18 protein-coding genes and 2 tRNA genes are annotated in these 18082 nt (G+C 68.3%); 11 read left to right on the top strand and 9 right to left on the bottom strand.

Annotated features, from left to right (window positions below; all coding sequences use genetic code 11):
* Positions 1–38 precede the first annotated feature (38 nt).
* Positions 39–2600, bottom strand: a complete 2562-nt coding sequence (gene pepN, locus G7043_RS19480) for an aminopeptidase N (protein ID WP_166047324.1) — start codon at positions 2598–2600, stop codon at positions 39–41.
* 173 nt (positions 2601–2773) lie between these two features.
* Between pepN and G7043_RS19475 the strand changes: the two genes are divergently transcribed.
* The 5 genes from G7043_RS19475 to G7043_RS19455 all read left to right on the top strand — a co-directional run bounded on the left by G7043_RS19475 (position 2774) and on the right by G7043_RS19455 (position 7823).
* Positions 2774–3382 (top strand): mycothiol-dependent nitroreductase Rv2466c family protein, encoded by a 609-nt coding sequence (locus G7043_RS19475; RefSeq protein WP_166047322.1) that lies wholly within the window; start codon positions 2774–2776, stop codon positions 3380–3382.
* Between the two features lie 59 nt (positions 3383–3441).
* Positions 3442–4287 carry a DNA-3-methyladenine glycosylase family protein gene (locus tag G7043_RS19470; RefSeq protein WP_166047320.1) on the top strand — a complete coding sequence of 282 codons (846 nt, stop codon included), beginning with the start codon at positions 3442–3444 and terminating at the stop codon, positions 4285–4287.
* A 126-nt stretch (positions 4288–4413) separates the two neighbouring features.
* Positions 4414–5766, top strand: coding sequence for an aldehyde dehydrogenase family protein (locus G7043_RS19465; protein WP_166047318.1), 1353 nt, complete (start codon positions 4414–4416; stop codon positions 5764–5766).
* 41 nt (positions 5767–5807) lie between these two features.
* Complete coding sequence (locus tag G7043_RS19460) at positions 5808–7022, top strand: GNAT family N-acetyltransferase (protein ID WP_166047316.1); 1215 nt, start codon at positions 5808–5810, stop codon at positions 7020–7022.
* A 57-nt stretch (positions 7023–7079) separates the two neighbouring features.
* Positions 7080–7823, top strand: a complete 744-nt coding sequence (locus tag G7043_RS19455) for a hypothetical protein (RefSeq protein WP_166047314.1) — start codon at positions 7080–7082, stop codon at positions 7821–7823.
* Positions 7824–7881: 58 nt separating this feature from the next.
* On the opposite strand, the gene G7043_RS19450 is transcribed toward G7043_RS19455, so the two are convergent.
* Both G7043_RS19450 and G7043_RS19445 read right to left on the bottom strand, forming a co-directional pair.
* Complete coding sequence (locus tag G7043_RS19450) at positions 7882–8682, bottom strand: Fpg/Nei family DNA glycosylase (RefSeq protein ID WP_166047311.1); 801 nt, start codon at positions 8680–8682, stop codon at positions 7882–7884.
* Positions 8683–8686: 4 nt separating this feature from the next.
* On the bottom strand, positions 8687–9151 hold the full coding sequence (locus tag G7043_RS19445; protein ID WP_166047309.1) for a ribose-5-phosphate isomerase: 465 nt from the start codon (positions 9149–9151) through the stop codon (positions 8687–8689).
* 21 nt (positions 9152–9172) lie between these two features.
* Between G7043_RS19445 and G7043_RS19440 the strand changes: the two genes are divergently transcribed.
* Together G7043_RS19440 and G7043_RS19435 are read left to right on the top strand one after the other, a co-directional pair.
* Positions 9173–9874, top strand: coding sequence for a 2-phosphosulfolactate phosphatase (locus G7043_RS19440; RefSeq protein WP_166047307.1), 702 nt, complete (start codon positions 9173–9175; stop codon positions 9872–9874).
* On the top strand, positions 9871–10509 hold the full coding sequence (locus G7043_RS19435) for an MBL fold metallo-hydrolase (protein ID WP_166047305.1): 639 nt from the start codon (positions 9871–9873) through the stop codon (positions 10507–10509). Before G7043_RS19440 ends, G7043_RS19435 begins: the two co-directional genes overlap by 4 nt.
* Here G7043_RS19435 and G7043_RS19430 read toward each other — a convergent pair.
* The 3 genes from G7043_RS19430 to G7043_RS19420 form a co-directional block, all read right to left on the bottom strand.
* The gene (locus G7043_RS19430) at positions 10490–10825 is read right to left on the bottom strand and encodes a histidine triad nucleotide-binding protein (protein ID WP_166047303.1); all 336 of its coding nucleotides are present in this window, start codon (positions 10823–10825) and stop codon (positions 10490–10492) included. The genes G7043_RS19435 and G7043_RS19430 overlap by 20 nt on opposite strands.
* Positions 10826–11045: 220 nt before the next feature.
* Positions 11046–11381 carry a VOC family protein gene (locus G7043_RS19425; RefSeq protein ID WP_166047301.1) on the bottom strand — a complete coding sequence of 112 codons (336 nt, stop codon included), beginning with the start codon at positions 11379–11381 and terminating at the stop codon, positions 11046–11048.
* Positions 11371–11682, bottom strand: a complete 312-nt coding sequence (locus tag G7043_RS19420) for a winged helix-turn-helix transcriptional regulator (protein WP_313887969.1) — start codon at positions 11680–11682, stop codon at positions 11371–11373. Before G7043_RS19420 ends, G7043_RS19425 begins: the two co-directional genes overlap by 11 nt.
* A gap of 57 nt (positions 11683–11739) precedes the next feature.
* On the opposite strand from G7043_RS19420, the gene G7043_RS19415 reads away from it, so the two are divergent.
* A complete protein-coding gene (locus G7043_RS19415) occupies positions 11740–12294 on the top strand; it encodes an NAD(P)-dependent oxidoreductase (protein ID WP_166047299.1) in 555 nt (184 codons plus the stop codon).
* A 703-nt stretch (positions 12295–12997) separates the two neighbouring features.
* Here G7043_RS19415 and G7043_RS19410 read toward each other — a convergent pair.
* Positions 12998–13068: transfer RNA gene (locus G7043_RS19410), tRNA-Gly, on the bottom strand.
* Between the two features lie 61 nt (positions 13069–13129).
* Between G7043_RS19410 and G7043_RS19405 the strand changes: the two genes are divergently transcribed.
* Positions 13130–13203: transfer RNA gene (locus G7043_RS19405), tRNA-Pro, on the top strand.
* Between the two features lie 54 nt (positions 13204–13257).
* Here the strand turns inward: G7043_RS19405 and G7043_RS19400 are convergent.
* The gene (locus G7043_RS19400) at positions 13258–14013 is read right to left on the bottom strand and encodes an alpha/beta hydrolase family protein (protein ID WP_166047297.1); all 756 of its coding nucleotides are present in this window, start codon (positions 14011–14013) and stop codon (positions 13258–13260) included.
* Positions 14014–14056: 43 nt separating this feature from the next.
* On the opposite strand from G7043_RS19400, the gene G7043_RS19395 reads away from it, so the two are divergent.
* On the top strand, positions 14057–15829 hold the full coding sequence (locus G7043_RS19395; protein WP_166047295.1) for a hypothetical protein: 1773 nt from the start codon (positions 14057–14059) through the stop codon (positions 15827–15829).
* On the opposite strand, the gene G7043_RS19390 is transcribed toward G7043_RS19395, so the two are convergent.
* The gene (locus G7043_RS19390) at positions 15826–16671 is read right to left on the bottom strand and encodes an ABC transporter substrate-binding protein (protein WP_207311422.1); all 846 of its coding nucleotides are present in this window, start codon (positions 16669–16671) and stop codon (positions 15826–15828) included. The genes G7043_RS19395 and G7043_RS19390 overlap by 4 nt on opposite strands.
* Positions 16672–17109: 438 nt before the next feature.
* Between G7043_RS19390 and G7043_RS19385 the strand changes: the two genes are divergently transcribed.
* The gene (locus G7043_RS19385; RefSeq protein WP_242642460.1) at positions 17110–18027 is read left to right on the top strand and encodes a quaternary amine ABC transporter ATP-binding protein; all 918 of its coding nucleotides are present in this window, start codon (positions 17110–17112) and stop codon (positions 18025–18027) included.
* The last annotated feature ends 55 nt before the right edge of the window (positions 18028–18082 follow it).

The raw sequence follows: 18082 nt of genomic DNA, 5'->3' as shown, positions 1-18082 counted from the left end.
ACGCGCGAACGCATTGCGGGGCTTTCACATCAGCGAAGTCAGGAGCGGTCGAACTCCTGGGCGGCCAGGGCGCGCACGATGCCCGCGCGGCCCTCGGACACCAGACGGCGCAGCGCCGGCGGGTGCTCGTCCGCCAGCCACGCGTCGGCGGCCTCCACAGTGGACTTCGCGATCGACCACGCCGGGAACATGCCGACCACCATGGACTGCGCGCGTTCGGAGGTGCGGCGGTCCCACACGCCCTTCACGTCCCGGAAGTAGCGCTCGACGTACGGCGCGAGCAGCTCCTTCTGTCCGGGGTGGGAGATGCCGGCGATGATCGCCTCGCTGACCGCGTTGGGCAGGTCGTCGTCGTTCACCGCGCGGTCCCACGCCTCGTCCTTGGCCGCGGTCGTCGGGCGCAGCGCACGAGCGGACTGGGCACGGCGGTGGCCGGTGGAGGTCGGGTCGCGCTCCTCCTCGGCGTTGATCTCCGCCAGGTCGGCCTTGCCGTGCGCGACCAGGGCCTGCAGCAGACGCCAGCGCAGGTCGGTGTCGACGTCGAGACCCTCCAGGACCGCGCTGCCGTCGAACCAGCCGCGCAGGATCTCCAAAGTGGACTCGTCGAGCACCGACGACGAGAGCGCGTTCACGAACGCCAGCTGGTGGTCCGAGCCCGGCTCGGCGGCCTGCGCCAGTTCCAGCGCCTTCGCCACGAACCGGCGCCAGCCCTCCGCCCGCCACGAGTCGTCCGCGTAGGACGACAGCGAGGTCTGGGCCTGCAGCAGAAGTCGTTGCACCACACCGACCTCGGACTCGGAGTGCAGCCCGCCGAGCACCAGGTTCACGAAGTCGCGGGCCTTCAGCTCGGCCTCACGGGTCATCTCCCACGCGGCCGACCAGCACAGCGTGCGCGGCAGCGGCTCGGCGATGTCGGAGATGTGGTCGATCAGCCCGGCCAGCGAGTCCGGGTCGAGGCGCATCGTGCAGTAGGTGAGGTCGTCGTCGTTGACCAGCACGATCTTGCCGCGGTGCACGCCGACCAGCTCGGGCACCTCGGTGCGGTCACCGGTGACGTCGAGCTCGTGGCGGTGCGTGCGGACGAGCTTGCCCGAGCCGTCGTCGTCGTAGATGCCGACCGCGATGCGGTGCGTGCGCAGTTCGCCCGCGCCCGGACGCGCGCCGCCCTGCAGCACGGCGAACTCGGTGAAGCGGCCGTCCGCGTCAACGGTGAACTTGGGACGCAACAGGTTGAGACCCGTGGTCTCCAGCCACTGCGCGCTCCACCACGACAGGTCGCGGCCGGACGCCTCCTCCAGCGCGCCCAGCAGGTCCGCGAGCGTCGCGTTGCCCCAGGCGTGCTTGGCGAAGTAGACCCGCAGGCCCGCCAAGAAGTTCTCCAGCCCGACGTACGCGACGAGCTGCTTCAGCACGGAAGCGCCCTTGGCGTAGGTGATGCCGTCGAAGTTGACCTCGACCGCCTGCACGTCGGAGATGTCCGCGGCGACCGGGTGCGTGCTCGGCAGCTGGTCTTGCCGGTAGGCCCACGACTTCTCGATCTTCGCGAACGTCGTCCAGGCCTGGCGGTACTCGGTGGCCTCGGCCTGCGCGAGCACGGACGCCCAGGTGGCGAACGACTCGTTCAGCCACAGGTCGTCCCACCAGCGCATGGTGACCAGGTCGCCGAACCACATGTGCGCCATCTCGTGCAGCACGGTCTCGGCGCGCCGCTCGTAGAGGTAGCGGGTCACGCGGCTGCGGAAGACGTAGTCCTCCAGGAACGTGACGCAGCCCGCGTTCTCCATCGCGCCCGCGTTGAACTCCGGCACGAAGCACTGGTCGTACTTGCCGAACGGGTACTGCACCCCGAACGCCTTGTGGAAGAACCCGAAGCCCTGCTTGGTCTCGGTGAACAGCCGCTCGTGGTCCATGTGCGGAGCGAGCGAGGCACGGCAGTAGATGCCCAGCGGGATGCGGAAGTCACCCTCGACGAACTCGTCGCGCCACTCCGCGTACGGGCCCGCGACCAGCGCCACGATGTAGGTCGACATCGGCTTGGTGGTGGCGAACGTGTGCACGTCCGCGCCGCCCTCGCCGGGCTCGGTGGCGGTGATCTCGCCGTTCGAGATGACCTTCCAGTCGTGCGGTGCGGTGACCTTCATCGAGTAGACCGACTTGAGGTCGGGCTGGTCGAAGCACGCGAACATGCGCTTGGCGTCCGCGGTCTCGAACTGCGAGTACAGGTACACGCCACCGTCGACGGGGTCGACGAACCGGTGCAGGCCCTCGCCGGTGTTCATGTACCGGCAGTCGGCCTCGATGGTGAGCTCGTTGCGCTCCGCGAGGTCCGGCAGCTTGACGCCGTCCTCCTCGCGGTAGTCGGAGACGTCGAGCTCGCTGCCGTTGAGCACAGCGCGGTGCACGGTCGCCGCCACGATGTCGATCCACGAGGAAGCACCCGGAGTCCGGCTGCGGAACACCACGGTGGTGGTGGAGCGGAACGTGTCCGAACCCGGCTTTCCGCCGCCGTCGGTCAGGTCCAGCTCGATCCGGTAGGACTCCACTTCCAGCAGCTCAGCACGTTCCTGAGCCTGGTCGCGGGTGAGGTTGGGCGCGGCCACTGGTCACCTCGTCTGCCACGCGTTTGGTTACGCGCTGACGTCGTCGGGAATGGTTATGACTCCCGCATCCAATCACGGAACCGGCGTACGGGAAGAGATGACAGGGTGATCTGGTTGGGCTGATGGGGCGATAACCACACCCAACGCGACAGAACGCGACCGAAGGGGCACGCATGGCCGCCAAGGCGAAGGTCGACTTCTACTTCGACCCTCTTTGTCCGTTCGCCTGGATCACCTCCCGGTGGATCCTCGAGGTGGAGAAGGTCCGCGACATCGACCTGAGCTTCCACGTGATGAGTCTTTCCGTGCTGAACGAGGGCCGCGACCTGCCCGAGCAGTACCAGGAGCTCATGACCAAGGGCTGGGGTCCGGTCCGCGTCGCCATCGCCGCCGAGCAGAAGTTCGGCAACGAGGTGCTGCCGAAGCTCTACACGGCGATGGGCACGCGCATCCACAACGAGGACATCGAGGAGTTCGACGAGGTCATCAAGCTCGCGCTGGCCGACGCCGAGCTGCCGGCGGAGCTCGCTGAGGCCGCCACCTCGACCGAGTACGACGAGGCGCTGCGGGCTTCGCACCACCGCGGCATGGACCCGGTGGGCATGGACGTCGGCACGCCGACCATCCACATCGACGGTGTCGCGTTCTTCGGCCCGGTGCTCACGAAGATCCCGCGGGGCGAGGACGCCGGCACGATCTTCGACGGTGCCCGGATGCTCGCCGGCTTCCCGTACTTCTTCGAGCTCAAGCGCACTCGTACGGGTGAACTCGACTTCAGCTGAGCCCCGCTGGGGTCTTCGGCTGGATTTTTTGTCAGAGGTGCTGGCTAGCGTCTTCAGACATGGCCCAGCACCACGTCGAAGTCGCAGTTCAGGGGCCCTGGTCGGTGGCGACGTCCAGGGCGTTCTGGGAGGGCTTCCGGCCGTCGGCGTTGCCTCAGCGCGAGGGTGAGGCGCTGCGGTCGACGTTCCTGGTCGAGAGTGAGTGGCGTCGTGCCTCGGTCTCCGTGACCCAGCTCGGCGCCGCTGCTGTTCTGTCGTTGTCCGGTTCCGGGGACCTGGATCTGGCGGCGGCGCAGGTGTGCCGGTTCCTGTCGCTGGACGTCGACGGGCGGGCGTGGCCGGAGGTCGGTGATCGCGATCCGGTGATCGCCGAGGCTCAGGCCTCCTTGCCCGGCTTACGGCCGTGCGGCTTCTACTCGCCCTACGAGGCGGCGGCGTGGTCGGTGCTGTCGCAGCGGATCAGCATGTCGCAGGCGGCCCGGTTGAAGGCTTCGCTGCTGCGGGACGGCGTGTTCCCGGCACCGGCGGAGTTGCTCGGGCTCGACCTGGACCTGCCCGGCCGCAAGCCCGAGTACCTGCGGGCGGTTGCCGAGGCGGCGCTGGACGGTCTGCTGGACGCGGTCACGTTGCGCGCGATGAAGCCCGCGGCGGCGGTGCTCGCGGTGCAGCAGGTCAAGGGGCTGGGGCCGTTCGCGGCCGAGCTGGTGGTGCTGCGCGGGGCGAACGTGCCGGATGCCGTGCCGCACAACGAAGCCCGGCTCGCCGACGAGGTCCGCGAGCGGTACGGCAGGCCGTTGGCGGAGGTGTCCGAGGCGTGGCGGCCGTACCGGACGTGGGCGTCGGTGCACCTGCGAGTGCTGCGCGAGCGGCGGCTTGGGGGTGCTGTGGCAGCTTCGGGTCGTTGAGTCGCCCCTCACGAACCTCCTGCCTCGCCGGCACGTACCACACCCGTGGGGGTGACCATCGCGAGTCGATGTGACAGTCTGACCGCTGTCAGCGCGTTAGGTGTCACATCCGCCTGGAGGGCTCTCGTGATCGAGGTCGTCAACCCCGCCACCGAGGAAGTCGTCGGCACGCTCGCCGAAGGCACGCCGGCCGACGTCGACACGGCCGTGGCCGCCGCGGTGGCCGCCTTCGCGGCGTGGTCGCAGACCTCGGTGGAGGAACGGGCGAAGGTGGTCCGCGCGATCATCGACGGACTGCGCGCCCGTGCGGACGAGCTCGCGGCGACCATGACCCGGGAGATGGGCACGCCCATCACCTTCAGCCGAAAGGTGCAGGTCGCGAACCCCATCGCCATCGCGGAGGGCGTCGCGGACGTGCTGGAGCGCGGCTACTTCGAGCCCGAGGAGATCGGCAACTCGCTGATCTTCCGCGAGCCGATCGGGGTCGTCGCCGCCATCACGCCGTGGAACTTCCCGCTGCAGCAGATGGTCGCGAAGGTCGTGCCGGCGCTCGCCGCGGGCAACACCGTGGTGCTCAAGCCGAGCGAGCTCGCGCCGGGGACCGCCGACCTGCTCACCGAGATCATCACCGCTGTGACCCCGCAGGGCGTCTTCGGGCTGGTGCACGGCACCGGGCCGGTCGTCGGCGAGGCGCTGGCCGCGCACCCGGACGTGGACATGGTGTCGTTCACCGGTTCCACGCGGACCGGGCGGCGGGTGTCCGCGGTCGCGTCCGAGACGGTCAAGCGGGTCGCGCTGGAGCTGGGCGGCAAGTCGGCGTGCATCGTGCTCGACGACGCCGACTTCGGGCGCGCGGTGAAGATCGCGGTCGCCAACGCGTTCATGAACAACGGCCAGGCGTGCAGCGCGTGGACCCGTCTGCTCGTGCCCGCCGACCGTCACGACGAGGCCGTCGAACTGGCTGCCCAAGCCGCTGCCAAGTACACGTCAGCCGATCCGGCGGATCCGTCGACGCGCATCGGCCCGGCTGTGTCCAAGGCGCAGCGCGACCGCGTGGTCGGTTACATCCGCAAGGGTGTGGACGAGGGCGCGCGGCTCGCGGCCGGTGGGCCGGACGCTCCGTTGCCCCAAGGCTTCTACGTCACGCCGACGGTGTTCGGTGGTGTGACGGCGGAGATGACCATCGCGCAGGAGGAGATCTTCGGGCCGGTCCTGTCGGTCATGCCGTACGCGGACGAGGACGACGCGGTGCGGATCGCGAACTCCACCATCTACGGCCTGGCGGGCGGCGTGTTCTCCACGGACACCGAGCGCGCTCTCCGCGTGGCCAAGCGGCTGCGCACCGGCCAGGTCGACATCAACGCCGCCGCGTTCAACACGAGCGCGCCGTTCGGCGGCTACCGCCAGTCGGGCAACGGCCGTGAGTTCGGAAGGTTCGGGCTGGACGAGTTCTGCGAGGTCAAGTCCGTCCAGCGGTAATTGAGCTGCGAGCGATGTCGTGGCGGCGTATCACTGCTGCCATGGCTGACTCGGCGCTGAGCATCAGGACCATCACCGAATCCGACCTGCCCGAGTTCTCGCGGGTGGTGGCGTGGGCGTTCCTCGACGATCCCCGTGGCGTCGACAGCAAGTGGCTGAAGGTCCTCGAGCACGACCGAGCCCACGTGGTCCTCGACGGCGACGAGATCGTCGGCACCGCCGGGATCCTCAGCCGGGAGATCACCCTGCCGGGCAACGTCCTGGCGCCGGTCGGCGCGGTCACGGTGGTGACCGTCAAACCGGGCCATCGACGGCGGGGCGTCGCGTCGTTGCTCATGAAGACGCAGCTGGACACCATGCACGAGTCGGGTGAGGCGATCGCGATCCTCTGGGCGTCGGAGGGCTCGATCTACCGCCGGTTCGGCTACGGCGAGCTGGCCACGAGCATCAACCGGATGACGATGCCGACGCGGATGGCGTTCCATCCCGGCGTCTCGGTCAGCGACACCCGGATCCGGCAGGTCACCCGTGAGGAAGCGATGCCGTTCATGCGCGAGGTGCACGACCGGGTGCGCCGCACGCGGGTCGGCTGGCTGAGCCGGGTCGACGCGACGTGGGAGGTCCAGCTCGCCGATCGCGAGGTCGATCGCGACGGCCTGACGTCCTACCGCTACTGCCTGCACCCCGAGGGCTATGTGGTGTTCCGGGTCAAGGGCGACGGTGGTCCGCGGGGGCCGCAGGACGAGCTGCACGTGCGGGAGCTGGTGTGCGAGACCGAACAGGCGTACGCCGACCTGTACCGGTTCCTGCTGGACATCGACCTGGCGACGGAGATCTCCTTCTACACCGCCACCGACGACCCGATCCTGCACATGGTCGACAACCCGCGGAAGGTGTCGCGCGACCTCGGCGACGCGCTGTGGTTGCGGATCGTCGATGTCGACCGGGCTCTGCCGCTGCGGCGTTATTCGTCCGATGTGGACAGTGTGCTCGAGGTCGAGGACTCCTTCTGCCCGTGGAACTCCGGCCGTTGGCGCTTCACCGTGAAGAACGGCGAGGCGGTCGTGGCGCGCACCGAGGAGCCTGCGGACGTGTCGCTCGACGCAGCCGCTCTCGGCAGTGCTTTCCTCGGTGGCGTACGGCTTTCCGTGCTCAAGCGTGCACACCGCGTGGTCGAACACACGCCCGGACACGTGGACGCGCTGACGATGGCGTTCCTCAGCGCGTGCGAGCCGCACTGCCCAGAGGTCTTCTGACGGAACTCACGGCCGTTGTTGCTCGTTGACGGTTTACCTGGTGTGGGAGGTAAAGCCGTGGGCGCCATCGTGTGGGTGGTTGTACTGGTATTGCTGGTCGCAGGGGTGTTTTACCTGGTCAGCCAGAGCAACGCGCGCAAGGCGCGAGAGCTCGACGACGCCAAGGCGGAGGCGCGCCGCTGGGTCGAACGGCTGGGCGGGCAGGTGATGAGCCTCACCGGCACCAACGCCGCGTCCACCCAGGCGATGGCCGACGCGTCCGAGCGCTTCACCGCCGCCGGGTCGCAGATGGAGCAGGCCCGCACGATCCCGCAGGCGCGGCTGGTCACCGAGACCGCGATGGAGGGCCTGCACTACGTGCGCGCGGCGCGTGAGGCCATGGGCATGGACCCCGGACCCGCGCTGCCCGAGAGCGCCAGTCAGAAGCAGGCGGGTGCTGTCAGCGAGGACCGTCAGGTCAGCGTCGAAGGCCACCAGTACGCCGCGTCGCCGCACTCCGGTTCGGGCACGCCCTACTACTACCCCGGTGGCATGGTCGCCGGACGTCCGGTGCCGCGTGGCTGGTACTCCGAGCCGTGGTGGAAGCCCGCGCTCGTGGCCGGCGCATGGGGCGTGGGCACGTTTCTGCTGATGGACGCCATGTTCTCCGGCATGCACGGCATCGGCGACTACGGCATGGCGGACATGGGCGCCGGTGACATTGGTGCCGGTGACTTCGGAGGCGACATGAGCGGTGCCGCCGACATGGGTGACGCCGGCGGCTTCGACTTCGGCGACATGGGCGGCGGGTTCGACTTTTAAGTGCTCACGAACTGAGCACTTTCCGGCCGGACCGAAAAACCCACCCCGACCCGAATTCTCAGGGTTGGCAGGCGGGGCACCAGAAGAGGTTGCGCGCCGCGAGTGCCGTGGTCAGGACCTCGGTGCCGCAGATCAGGCACGGCTCCCCGGCGCGGCGGTAGACGTACACCTCGCCGCCGTGCCGATCCACGCGTGGCGCGCGGCCCATGGCTTTGGGCAGGTGCTCGGGGCGGACCGTGTTGATCTGGCCGACCTTCACGCCGTCCTTCATCAGCACGACCAGGTCGTCCCACAGGGTGTCCCACAGCTCGCGGCTGACCTTGTCGCCGGTCAGCAGCGGGTTCACGTTGTGCCGGAACAGCACCTCGGCGCGGTAGACGTTGCCGACGCCCGCGAGGATCTTCTGGTCCATCAGCAGCACGGCCAGCGGCTGCTTGGAGCGGATGATCCGTTCGTAGGCGCGGTCCGGGTCGGCGTCTTTGCGCAACGGGTCGGGTCCGAGCCGCTCGCGGATCGCCTTGACCTCGTCTTTGTTGAGCACTTCACACGCCGTCGGGCCGCGCAGGTCCGTCCAGTGCGTCTCGCCGACCATCCGCATCCGGACCTGGCCGACGGGGAGCAGCACGGGCAGCGGTGACTCGGTGAACGTGCCGTACAGGCCGAGGTGGACGTGCACGATCGCGTCCGGGCCGTAGACGTGGAACAGGTGCTTTCCGTGCGCCTCGGCCCTGACCAGCTTGCGTCCGTCCACAAGGGACGCCGCGAAGCGTCCCTGTGGACTGGTGACGGACACGGTCTTGCCCGCGTACCGGCGCTGGTGCAGCCGCGCGAGGCGGTGCAGCGTGTGACCCTCAGGCACTGCCTTAGCGGGCGCTGTCTTCGTACGCACCGACCTTGTCGATACGACGCTGGTGCCGGGGCTCGCCGGAGAACTTGGTCTCGAGGAACGCCAGGACGATCGCGGTCGCTTCCTCGGTGGTGTGCTGGCGGGCGCCGATGCCGACGAGGTTGGCGTCGTTGTGCTCACGGGCCAGCTGGGCGGTGTCGACGTTCCACGCCAGTGCGGCGCGGGCGCCCTTCACCTTGTTCGCGGCGATCTGCTCGCCGTTGCCCGAGCCGCCGATCACGACGCCGAGGCTGTCCCCACCAGCGGCACGGTTCGCGACGACCTGCTCGGCCGCGTCGACGCAGAACGACACGTAGTCGTCCTGGGCGTCGTAGGTGTGGGCGCCGACGTCGACGACCTCGTAACCCTGCTCGGTGAGAGCCGTGGACAGGTAGGACTTCAGCTCGAAGCCCGCGTGGTCTGCTGCCAGATAAACGCGCACGTCCGGGAGTCTGACACGCTGGTGGGTGTGTTCAGCCAGGAGGGGTACCAGCTGAAGCTGGAATGGGGGCCCGAGGGCGTCAACGCGCTTCGGGACTGTGACGTGCTGGTCGTCGTTGACGTGCTGTCGTTCACGACGTCGGTCGACCTGGTGGTCGGCAACGGCGGCCAGGTGCGGCCGTCGCGCTGGAAGCCTTCGTCGGGCAAGACGCTGCGACCAGCATCACTCGTCGACGCGACGGGACTGGTCGAGCTGCCGTCGCCGAACGGGTCGAACCTGTGCTTCCTCGCCGCCGAGACCGGGGCACACGTGCTCGCGGCGTGCCTGCGCAACGCGTCGGCGGTGGCTGCGCGGGCCGCGGAACTGGGAGAGACGATCGGCGTGATCCCCGGCGGCGAACGGTGGGGTCTCGACATCCTCAACTCCGGACCGCGCGAGTTCGGGCCGTTGCGGCCGTGCGTCGAGGACTACCTGGGCGCGGGCGCGGTGCTGGCGGCGCTACCAGGCAGTGCTCTCTCCGGCAGTGCTCTCTCCGGCAGGGCCTCTCCGGAGGCGCAGCTCGCGGCGGCGGCGTTCACCGGCACGGACGTCGTGACCGCCGTACGTGAGTGCGGTTCGGGGCGAGAGCTGATCGAGAACGGTCATGCCGCCGACGTCGATCTCGCGGTGCAGGTCGATGTCAGCGGCGCGGTGCCGGTGCTGGTCGAAGGGGTGCTGCGGTGATCGAGATCGCGGACGGCGTGTTCATCCGGCGGCACACCGAGCTGGATCTGACCCTCGGCCTCATCACCGGATCAGGTGATTCGTTGCTGGTGGACTCCGGCATGGATCCGGCGCTCGCCCTGGAAGTCCGGCCGTCGCGGATCGTGTTGACGCACAACCACTTCGACCACGTGCTGGCCACCGAGGCGTTCCTGCCGTGCGAGGTGTGGGCGCACGAGGATTGCGTCGTGGACGAAACCCTGCTCGAAAGCCGCGCCAGGTACTACTCGGAGCCCTTCGAAGGCAGGCTCATCGCACCCACACACACGTTCCGCGACACCGTCACGCTGGACGTCGGCGGCCGGCGGGTGGACCTGTACCACTTCGGCCCCGCGCACAGCTCGCACGACGTGATCGTGCACGTGCCGGACGTCGGCGTGGTGTTCGCCGGCGACCTCGTGGAGGAGGGCGCGCCCGCTCAGGCCGGGTCGGATGCCACGCCGTCGAACTGGCGCAACGTCCTGAACCTGATGCTGGAGCTGAACCCGCGGATCGTCGTGCCGGGCCACGGGGACCCGGTCGACGCGCGGTTCGTGGAGGCGATGGCTCTCCCGGCAGTGACCAGTCCCGAAGGGGTTACCCCGGAGGCCACGTGAGGCCGCGTCCGCCGAGGACGTGGCAGTGCACGTGGAAGACGGTCTGGCCGCCGTTCTTGCCGGTGTTGAAGACGAGCCGGTAGCCGGACTCGTCGACGCCCTCCTGCTTCGCGACCTGGTGCGCGGTCGCGAGGATCTGGCCCGCGAGCACCGGGTCGACGTCGCCGATCGCGCGGTGGTGTTCCTTGGGGATCACCAGGACGTGCGTGGGCGCCTTGGGGTCGATGTCGCGGAACGCGAGCGTCGTGTCGGTCTCCGTCACGACGTTCGCCGGGATCTCGCCCGCGACGATGCGGCAGAACAGGCAATCGGTCACGCCTGCATGGTATTGGTTCCGTTGGGCCCTGTTGTTCTTGCCGGGCACCGATGAATCATGGCTGCGTGAAGGGCGCCAAGCTCCTGGTCATCGTCCGGTGCCTCATCAGTTTCGCGATCGGCGTGCTGCTCCTGGTCCTCGCGATCCGTTTCGGTGAGGCGCTCTGGCGCGCGGTCCAGTAGCCGTCTCCCCGAAAACCCGTCTGCCCGGACCCGTCTCCTCAGTGGACGAAGCAGAACTCGTTGCCCTCGGGGTCGCGCATGACCTGGAAGCTGCCCTGTTCGTCGGTGACGACCAGGCCTTCGCGCTCCGCTCCGAGGTTGACCGCCTTCACGACCGCTGCCTCGATGTCGTCGACCTCGAAGTCGAGGTGCAGCCGGTTCTTCACGTCCTTGCGCTCGGGCACCGGCTGGAACGACATCCGCGGCCCGTCGGGCGGTTCGACGTGCGCCCAGCCGTGCTCGCGGTTCACCGGCTCGCCGCCGAGGAGCTCGGCCCAGAACCGCACGAGGCGCGCGGGCTCGTTGCTGTCGATGACGATCTGCTCAAGACGCATTGGTCTCCACCAGGTTCTTCCGGGCCCAGTTGCAGCACAGGTCGAGCAGTCCGAGCACCTTGCGGCCCTGTTCGGTCAGTTCGTACTCGACCCGCGGCGGGTTCTCGTCGAACGCTTCGCGGCTCACCGTGCCGTCGCGCTCCATGGCCCGCAACGTCTCGGTGAGCACTTTGGGCGTCACGCCCGGCAGTCCGGCCCGCAGTTCGGTGAACCGCCGACGCCCGTCCTGCAACGCCCGCAACACGTGCGCGGTCCACTTGTCACCGATGCGGTAGGGCAGGTCCCCGTGCTGGCATCGCACCTGGTCACTCCCGATATCGTTGCGGAAACCGGACACCCGCACCCTACCTTCGCGCTCATGACGAAGATCGTTGTTTTCGGAGCGTCCGGCAAAGCGGGACGGGAGATCGCGGCCGTGGCACAGTCGCGCGGCCACGAGGTGACGAAGATCGGCCGAAACCCCGGCGTACAGGCCGCGGCGGAGATCGCAGCCGGCCACGACGTGGCGGTGAGCGCGGTGGCCGACTTGTCCCGCGACCCGGCCGAGTTCTACCGCGAGGCAGCCCACGCCCTGGTGGCTTCCGGGGCAGGCCGAATCATCGTGGTGGGCATCTACACCCTGATGGAAACGGCGCCAGGCGTACGGGTGATCGACAGCCCGGACTTCCCGCCCGAGTACCGCCCGTTCTCCCTGGGCCACGCCGCAGGCGTGGAGGTCCTGGCCAAGTCCGCCGCGAACTGGCTGGTGATGAGCCCGGCAGGCATGTTCGGCGGCACCCCCACAGGCACCTACCAACTGGGCCCGGTGAACCCGTCCGACGAACTGACCTACGAGGACTTCGCTCTAGCCGTCGTAGACCAAATCGAACACCCCACCCACCACCACACCCAACTAGGCGTCACCTCACAGTGATCCACCTCACTCCCAAGCACACCCATCGCGCGGCTCACGAGAGCCCGCCCGCACTTCCCACTGACACAGTGGACCCACGAGCCCTCCGGCAAACCCCGGCCGATGGCACCCGCAGCCTGCCGCCAGGCCTACGCCCATCCTGTTTCCGCTCCCACCAGCCCGGCCGCTGAGGCCCAGGCCTGAAATGAGAACCGAGAGACCGACCAGCGTCTGTGCGCGACCAGTTCCCCTCCAGGTGAGCCGGGCGCTAGGGGCCTGAGCCCTGAGAAGACCAAGAAACCCGACCAGCGTTTGCACTCGACCCGCCCCCGCTCCAGGCGAGCCCACGCACTGGGAGCCTGAGCCCAGATGAGACCAAGCCCGACCAATGTCTGCGCTCGTCCTGCCCCGCTCCCGGCGAGCCCGGATGACAAGTTCGAGGAGTCGCCCCCGACAAGAACCGTGATGCCATCCAGGCCTGTACGTGCCCCGATTCCGCTCCCCGGCGTGCCCGGCCGATGAGGGGCCGGGCTCGACCCCAACCAGGAACCGAGAAGCCACCCAATGTCTGCCCCCGCCCCTGGCCCCCCAGTTCCGGCGAAGCCGGCCATGGGGGTCCGGGGGTATCCCCCGGCTGGGGGTCTGGGGGCTCGGCCCCCAGATAAAAACCGAGAGGCCGAACAGGGTCTGCGCTTTCTGCAGACACTGGTCAGCCTCGGTCGCGAGCGGGCGACGGGAATCGAACCCGCGTAGCTAGTTTGGAAGACTAGGGCTCTACCATTGAGCTACGCCCGCGTTGCCGCCCTTGAGGGGCTGCGGTCAATACCTTAGCGGAGGGCGGTAAGCTGGTTGCAACCGGGGCGTGGCGCAGTTTGGTAGCGCACCCGCTTTGGGAGCGGGGGGTCGCAGGTTCAAATCCTGTCGCCCCGACGGTTGACGAAAACCCGCAGCGTTCATCGCTGCGGGTTTTCGTGTCTGCGGCGTCTACAGGTAGCGGCTGGCCCAGGCGGCGAGCACTTCTGCCACGTAGGTCGCGTCCGCGCGGTCGGTCAGCAGGTGGTCGGTGCCGTCGAGTGACACGAACGACTTCGGGTGGCGGGCCGAGTCGAAGATGATCCTGGCGTTGTCCACGCCCACCAGGTCGTCCTGTGGCGAGTGCATGACCAGGAGTGCGCGGTTCAGGCCGGCGATGCACGCCGTCTGGTCCTGCTGGTTGATGTCGAGCAGGAAGTTGTTGCTGATCCGGAACGGCCGGCCGGCCAGCACCACCTCGGCGATGCCGTGGCTCTCGATCTCGTTCTTGGAGGAGCCGAGGAGGTGTTCGACGTGGGTGGTGTCGGCGGGGGCGCCGATGGTGACGACGGCTTTGGCCTCGGGGATCTGGCGGGCGGCGGTCAGCACTGCGGCGCCGCCCAGTGAGTGTCCGATGAGGACGCTCGGGGCGCCGATGGTGTCGCGCAGGTGGTTGGCGGCGCACACCAGGTCGGCGACGTTGGAGGTGAAGGTGGTGTTGGCGAAGTCGCCGTCTGACTGGCCGAGGCCGGTGAAGTCGAAGCGCAGGACCGCGACGCCGCGGGTGGCCAGTTCGCGGGAGATGCGGGTGGCGGCCACCGAGTCCTTGCCGCAGGTGAAGCAGTGGGCGAACACGGCGGTCGCCACGACGTCTCCGGTGGGCAGTTCGAGGCGACCGGCGAGCGACTGGCCGTCCGCGCCTGCGAAGAGCGCCTTCCTGTTGTCCATGAAGTCCAGTGTTCCAGTGGCCTCGCGCCACTAGGGTCGTTGCGTGCGCTACCAGTACCTCGATGCCCGGTTGCGGGAGGTGTTCGACGACGCCAAGCTCGATCGCGGGCAACGGGCGTTGCTGCAGGGCGTGTTGCGGGCGCTCGATCCTGACGCGCACCTCGGTGAGCACGTGGCGGGGCTCAACAGCGCGTTTCTCGCTGTTACGCGTGCGCAGACCGCTCTGGAGAGCCACGCGGCCGAGGACCAGCCGCGGTGGAACCTGTTGCGCCGCATCATCGCCACCTCGCTCGCGTGCATGGATGCCGCCAGGCCCGCGTATGCGCACGGTGGTGCTCAGGAGCTGGCCGAGGCGCGGCGGACGCTGCTGGACGTCGAGGCAGCCATCGCGGCTGACGGGCCGAAGCTCGATCCGCAGGTCACGGCTGCGGCTGCGGCGAAGCTCGATCCGCGGGCGTTGGAGGTGGCGGTCAAGCAGTGGATCACTCCACTGTGGAACGGAGTCGAACTTCCGTTGCGCGCCAGGATGATCGCCGAGGTGGCGGTGGTGGTGGCGGTGCACGGCCGGGACGGCAGGCAGCTGCGCGCCGACCTGATGCGGTGGCTCAAGAAGCCCGGCGACGACCTCGAAGAGGTGCTCTGGCCGCAACCACGCCGGCACGTCGTGGCGTTGGTGGTGCGGGGTGCGCGTGTTCTTCGGCACCTCGACCAGCTGTTGCCGTTGGCTAGGCAGGAGCCGTTGCACCGCAACAGGTTGCCGAAGGACGACTTCCTGAAGGACGCTGTGGTGGGTTCGTCGGTGTTGGTGCGGTTGCCGGTCAACGCGGCCGACGCGCACACGGCGGCGTTGCTCGGGAGGCGGATCCTCAGCGAGGTGCTCGACCAGTACGCGGCGGGGGAGCGGCTGACCGAGCTGAACATCGCGCCGCTGTGGCACGTGAGCGGGCCCGGCGGACGGGTCACGCGCGGTACCGAGCACCAGCGCACGGTCGGCAACGCCTATCCGCTCACGCCGTACTGGCCCGCCGAGCTGCGCAGTGCGATGCGGGTGGCGAACCTCGCCCGTCAGGTCGACGCGCCGATGGCCAGTGCCGGGCTGGCGTGGAGTGCGCTGGAGGCGACGGGGCTGGACCCGAGCAAGATCGCGTGGCTGGCCAAGGCGTGCGCGCTGCAGATGTTGCGGCAGCACCTGATCAGCCTGCACGTCGTCGTCACCAACCACGACAAGGCGATGCGTGGACCCCTCGACGCGCAGGTGCCCACCACCGGCGTGAAGCACCACCTGAAGTCGGTGGACGCGTGGCTTGAGGTGCTGGTCGAGCACAACCGGCCGGGCGAACAGCTCAGGGCCGCCCAGGACGCCGTCGCGGCACTGGCCGAGAACGAGGGCGGGCTGGTGCAGGACCTGGCCGAGATCTGGCAGGCGCGGCTCGCGGACTCCAAGGCGCTCGCGCGGTGGTTGCGGGAGCAGGAGGACACGATGACCGCGGTGCTGGAGTGGCTTTACGTCACCAGGAACCTGGCGTTCCACGCCGGGCGGTTCGCCACGCCGGCGGACGAGCTGACCGCGCACGCCGGGCAGGCCGTCGCCGACCTGACGCTGGAGTTCCTCGGGAACTGGCGAACTGTGGAAAGACAGCAGAGCCGGCGGGAGACCTCCGCGGTGGAGATCTACCGCCGGCTCGCCCAGCGAAAGGACCAGCTGGAGGCCCGGCTCAAGCGAGCGGGGTCCGTGCGCAGGCTCAGCGTCGAGGACATCTCCGGCCCCGACGAGAAGTGGTGGTCGCGCGGCAGGAGCTCCAGGACGAAGGATTAGGGCTTGGGCTTGGCCAGCCAGTCCTCGACCCGGTCCGGGTTCGCCTCGACCCACCGCTTCGCCGCCTCGTCCGGCGACATCTTGTACTTCGCGATGAACGACGCGACCGTGTTCTGCTCGTCGTTGCTCCACTGGAAGTTCTGGATCAGCCTGGCGGCAGGGCCGCCCTTGTCCATGAACTTCTTGGAGGCGATCTTGTCGAGCTCGTAGCGCGGGTAGTCGCAGGCGACCTTGGCCGCGTCCGCGTCACAGCCCGCCGTGTACTCGGGCAGGTCGACCTTGATCAGTTCGATGTCGAGGTGCAGCCACTGGGGTTCGAAGAAGTAGCCGATCAGCGGCGCCTTCTTCTCCTCGGCCTGGCGGAACGCCTTGATCAGCGCTTGCTCGCTGCCCGCGTAGACGACCTTGTAGTTGAGGCCCAGGTTCTTCACCAGTGCCTCGTCGTTGGTCACGTACGAGGGGTCGCCGTCGAGCACCTGGCCCTTGCCCTCGGACTGCGCGGTCTTGAACTTGTCCGCGTACTTGTTGAGGTTCTGCCAGTTCGTGATGTCCGGGAACTCTTTTTTCATCCACGGCGGCACGTACCAGCCGATCACGCCCTTGTTGCCGGTCGGGCCGACCCGCACGGCGGTGTGCTTCTCCTCGATGTACTTCTGCTTCAGGTCCTCGTGGCCCCAGTTCTCCAGGACCACGTCGATCTCGCCCGAGTCGAGGCCCTGCCAGGCCGTCTGCTCGTCGACTTCCTTCTTCGTGACCTTGCAGCCGAGCCGCTTCTCGGCGAGGTACGCGACGACGGCCGCGTTCGCCTCGTAGCCGACCCACGGGTTGACCGCGATGGTCATGGAGTCGCAGGGCTCTGTGGGTGCTGCGGAACTGGAGCGCGGTGATGACGACGTCGATCCACCACCGCAACCGGCAACAGTCAAGACGACGATCATTGCCAGAGCGATTCTGGGGGCTTGCACGAACAGCTCCTCGTGGAGGGGAAGAGCGGCGCAGGAGACCGCTCAGTTCAGCTTTTCCCGATCGGACTAACCCAGTCAAGTCATGGGATGATTGGTTGTCCTTTTTGGACTCCATTTGTCGTAACCCTTGACCGCACCCGTGTGAAGGTCGATGCTGTCGCGCATCGAGAAACGGTGTGCGTAGTCCGCAACAGGTCGGAGTGGTTTGGCGTGGATCCCGTGATTTCGGTCAGGGACCTGTGGAAGGTGTTCGGCTCCAACGCGTCTCAAGTGGTGGCATCGGACGAGCTGAAATCGTTGCCACGGTCGGAGCTGATGGATCGCACAGGTGCTGTCGCGGCCGTGCGCGGAGTGGACTTCGACGTCGCTCCGGGTGAGATGTTCGTGGTCATGGGACTGTCCGGTTCGGGCAAGTCCACACTGGTCCGCTGTCTGACGAGACTGGTGGAACCGACCGCGGGCACGATCATGTTCGAGGGTGAGAACATTCTCGAAGCAGATCCGAAACGTCTGCGCGACCTGCGCCGGAACAAGTTCTCGATGGTGTTCCAGCACTTCGGGTTGCTTCCTCACCGGACAGTCGCCGACAACGTCGGTTACGGGCTGGAAATCCGCGGGGTACCGCGGGCGAAACGTGGCGAGCGGTCGCAGGAAGTGATCGACCTCGTTGGTCTGTCCGGCTACGAGAAGTCCTATCCGGATCAGCTGTCCGGCGGTATGCAACAGCGCGTCGGTCTTGCTCGCGCTCTTGCCGGTGATCCAGATGTGCTGTTCTTCGACGAACCTTTCTCGGCGCTCGACCCGCTGATCCGGCGCGACATGCAGTCCGAGGTCATCAGGCTGCACCGCGAGGTCGGCAAGACGATGGTCTTCATCACCCACGACCTGAGCGAGGCGCTCAAGCTCGGCGACCGCATCCTGATCATGCGGGACGGCCAGGTGGTGCAGGTCGGCACCGGTGACGAGCTGGTCGGCGCGCCCGCGGACGACTACGTGCGCGACTTCGTGAAGGACGTGCCCCGCTCGAACGTGCTGACGCTCAAGTGGATCATGCGGCCGCCGCGTCCCGAGGACGATCTGGACGGCCCCGAGCTGTCGCCGGAGACCGTGGTGCGCGAGGCCGTGCGCAGCGTGCTCAGCGCGGACAAGCCGGTGAAGGTCGTGCGGGACGGCGAACTGCTCGGTGTCGTGGCGGACGAGGAGATCCTCGGGGTCGTCGCCGGGGAGGCGTGAGATGGTTGCCGTCGCCGCCCCTCGGCAGCTACCGCGGCTGCTACATCGATACAAG

Source organism: Lentzea alba (assembly GCF_011067745.1).
Lineage (GTDB): Bacteria > Actinomycetota > Actinomycetes > Mycobacteriales > Pseudonocardiaceae > Lentzea > Lentzea alba.
This window is presented reverse-complemented; position numbering and strand designations above follow the sequence as displayed.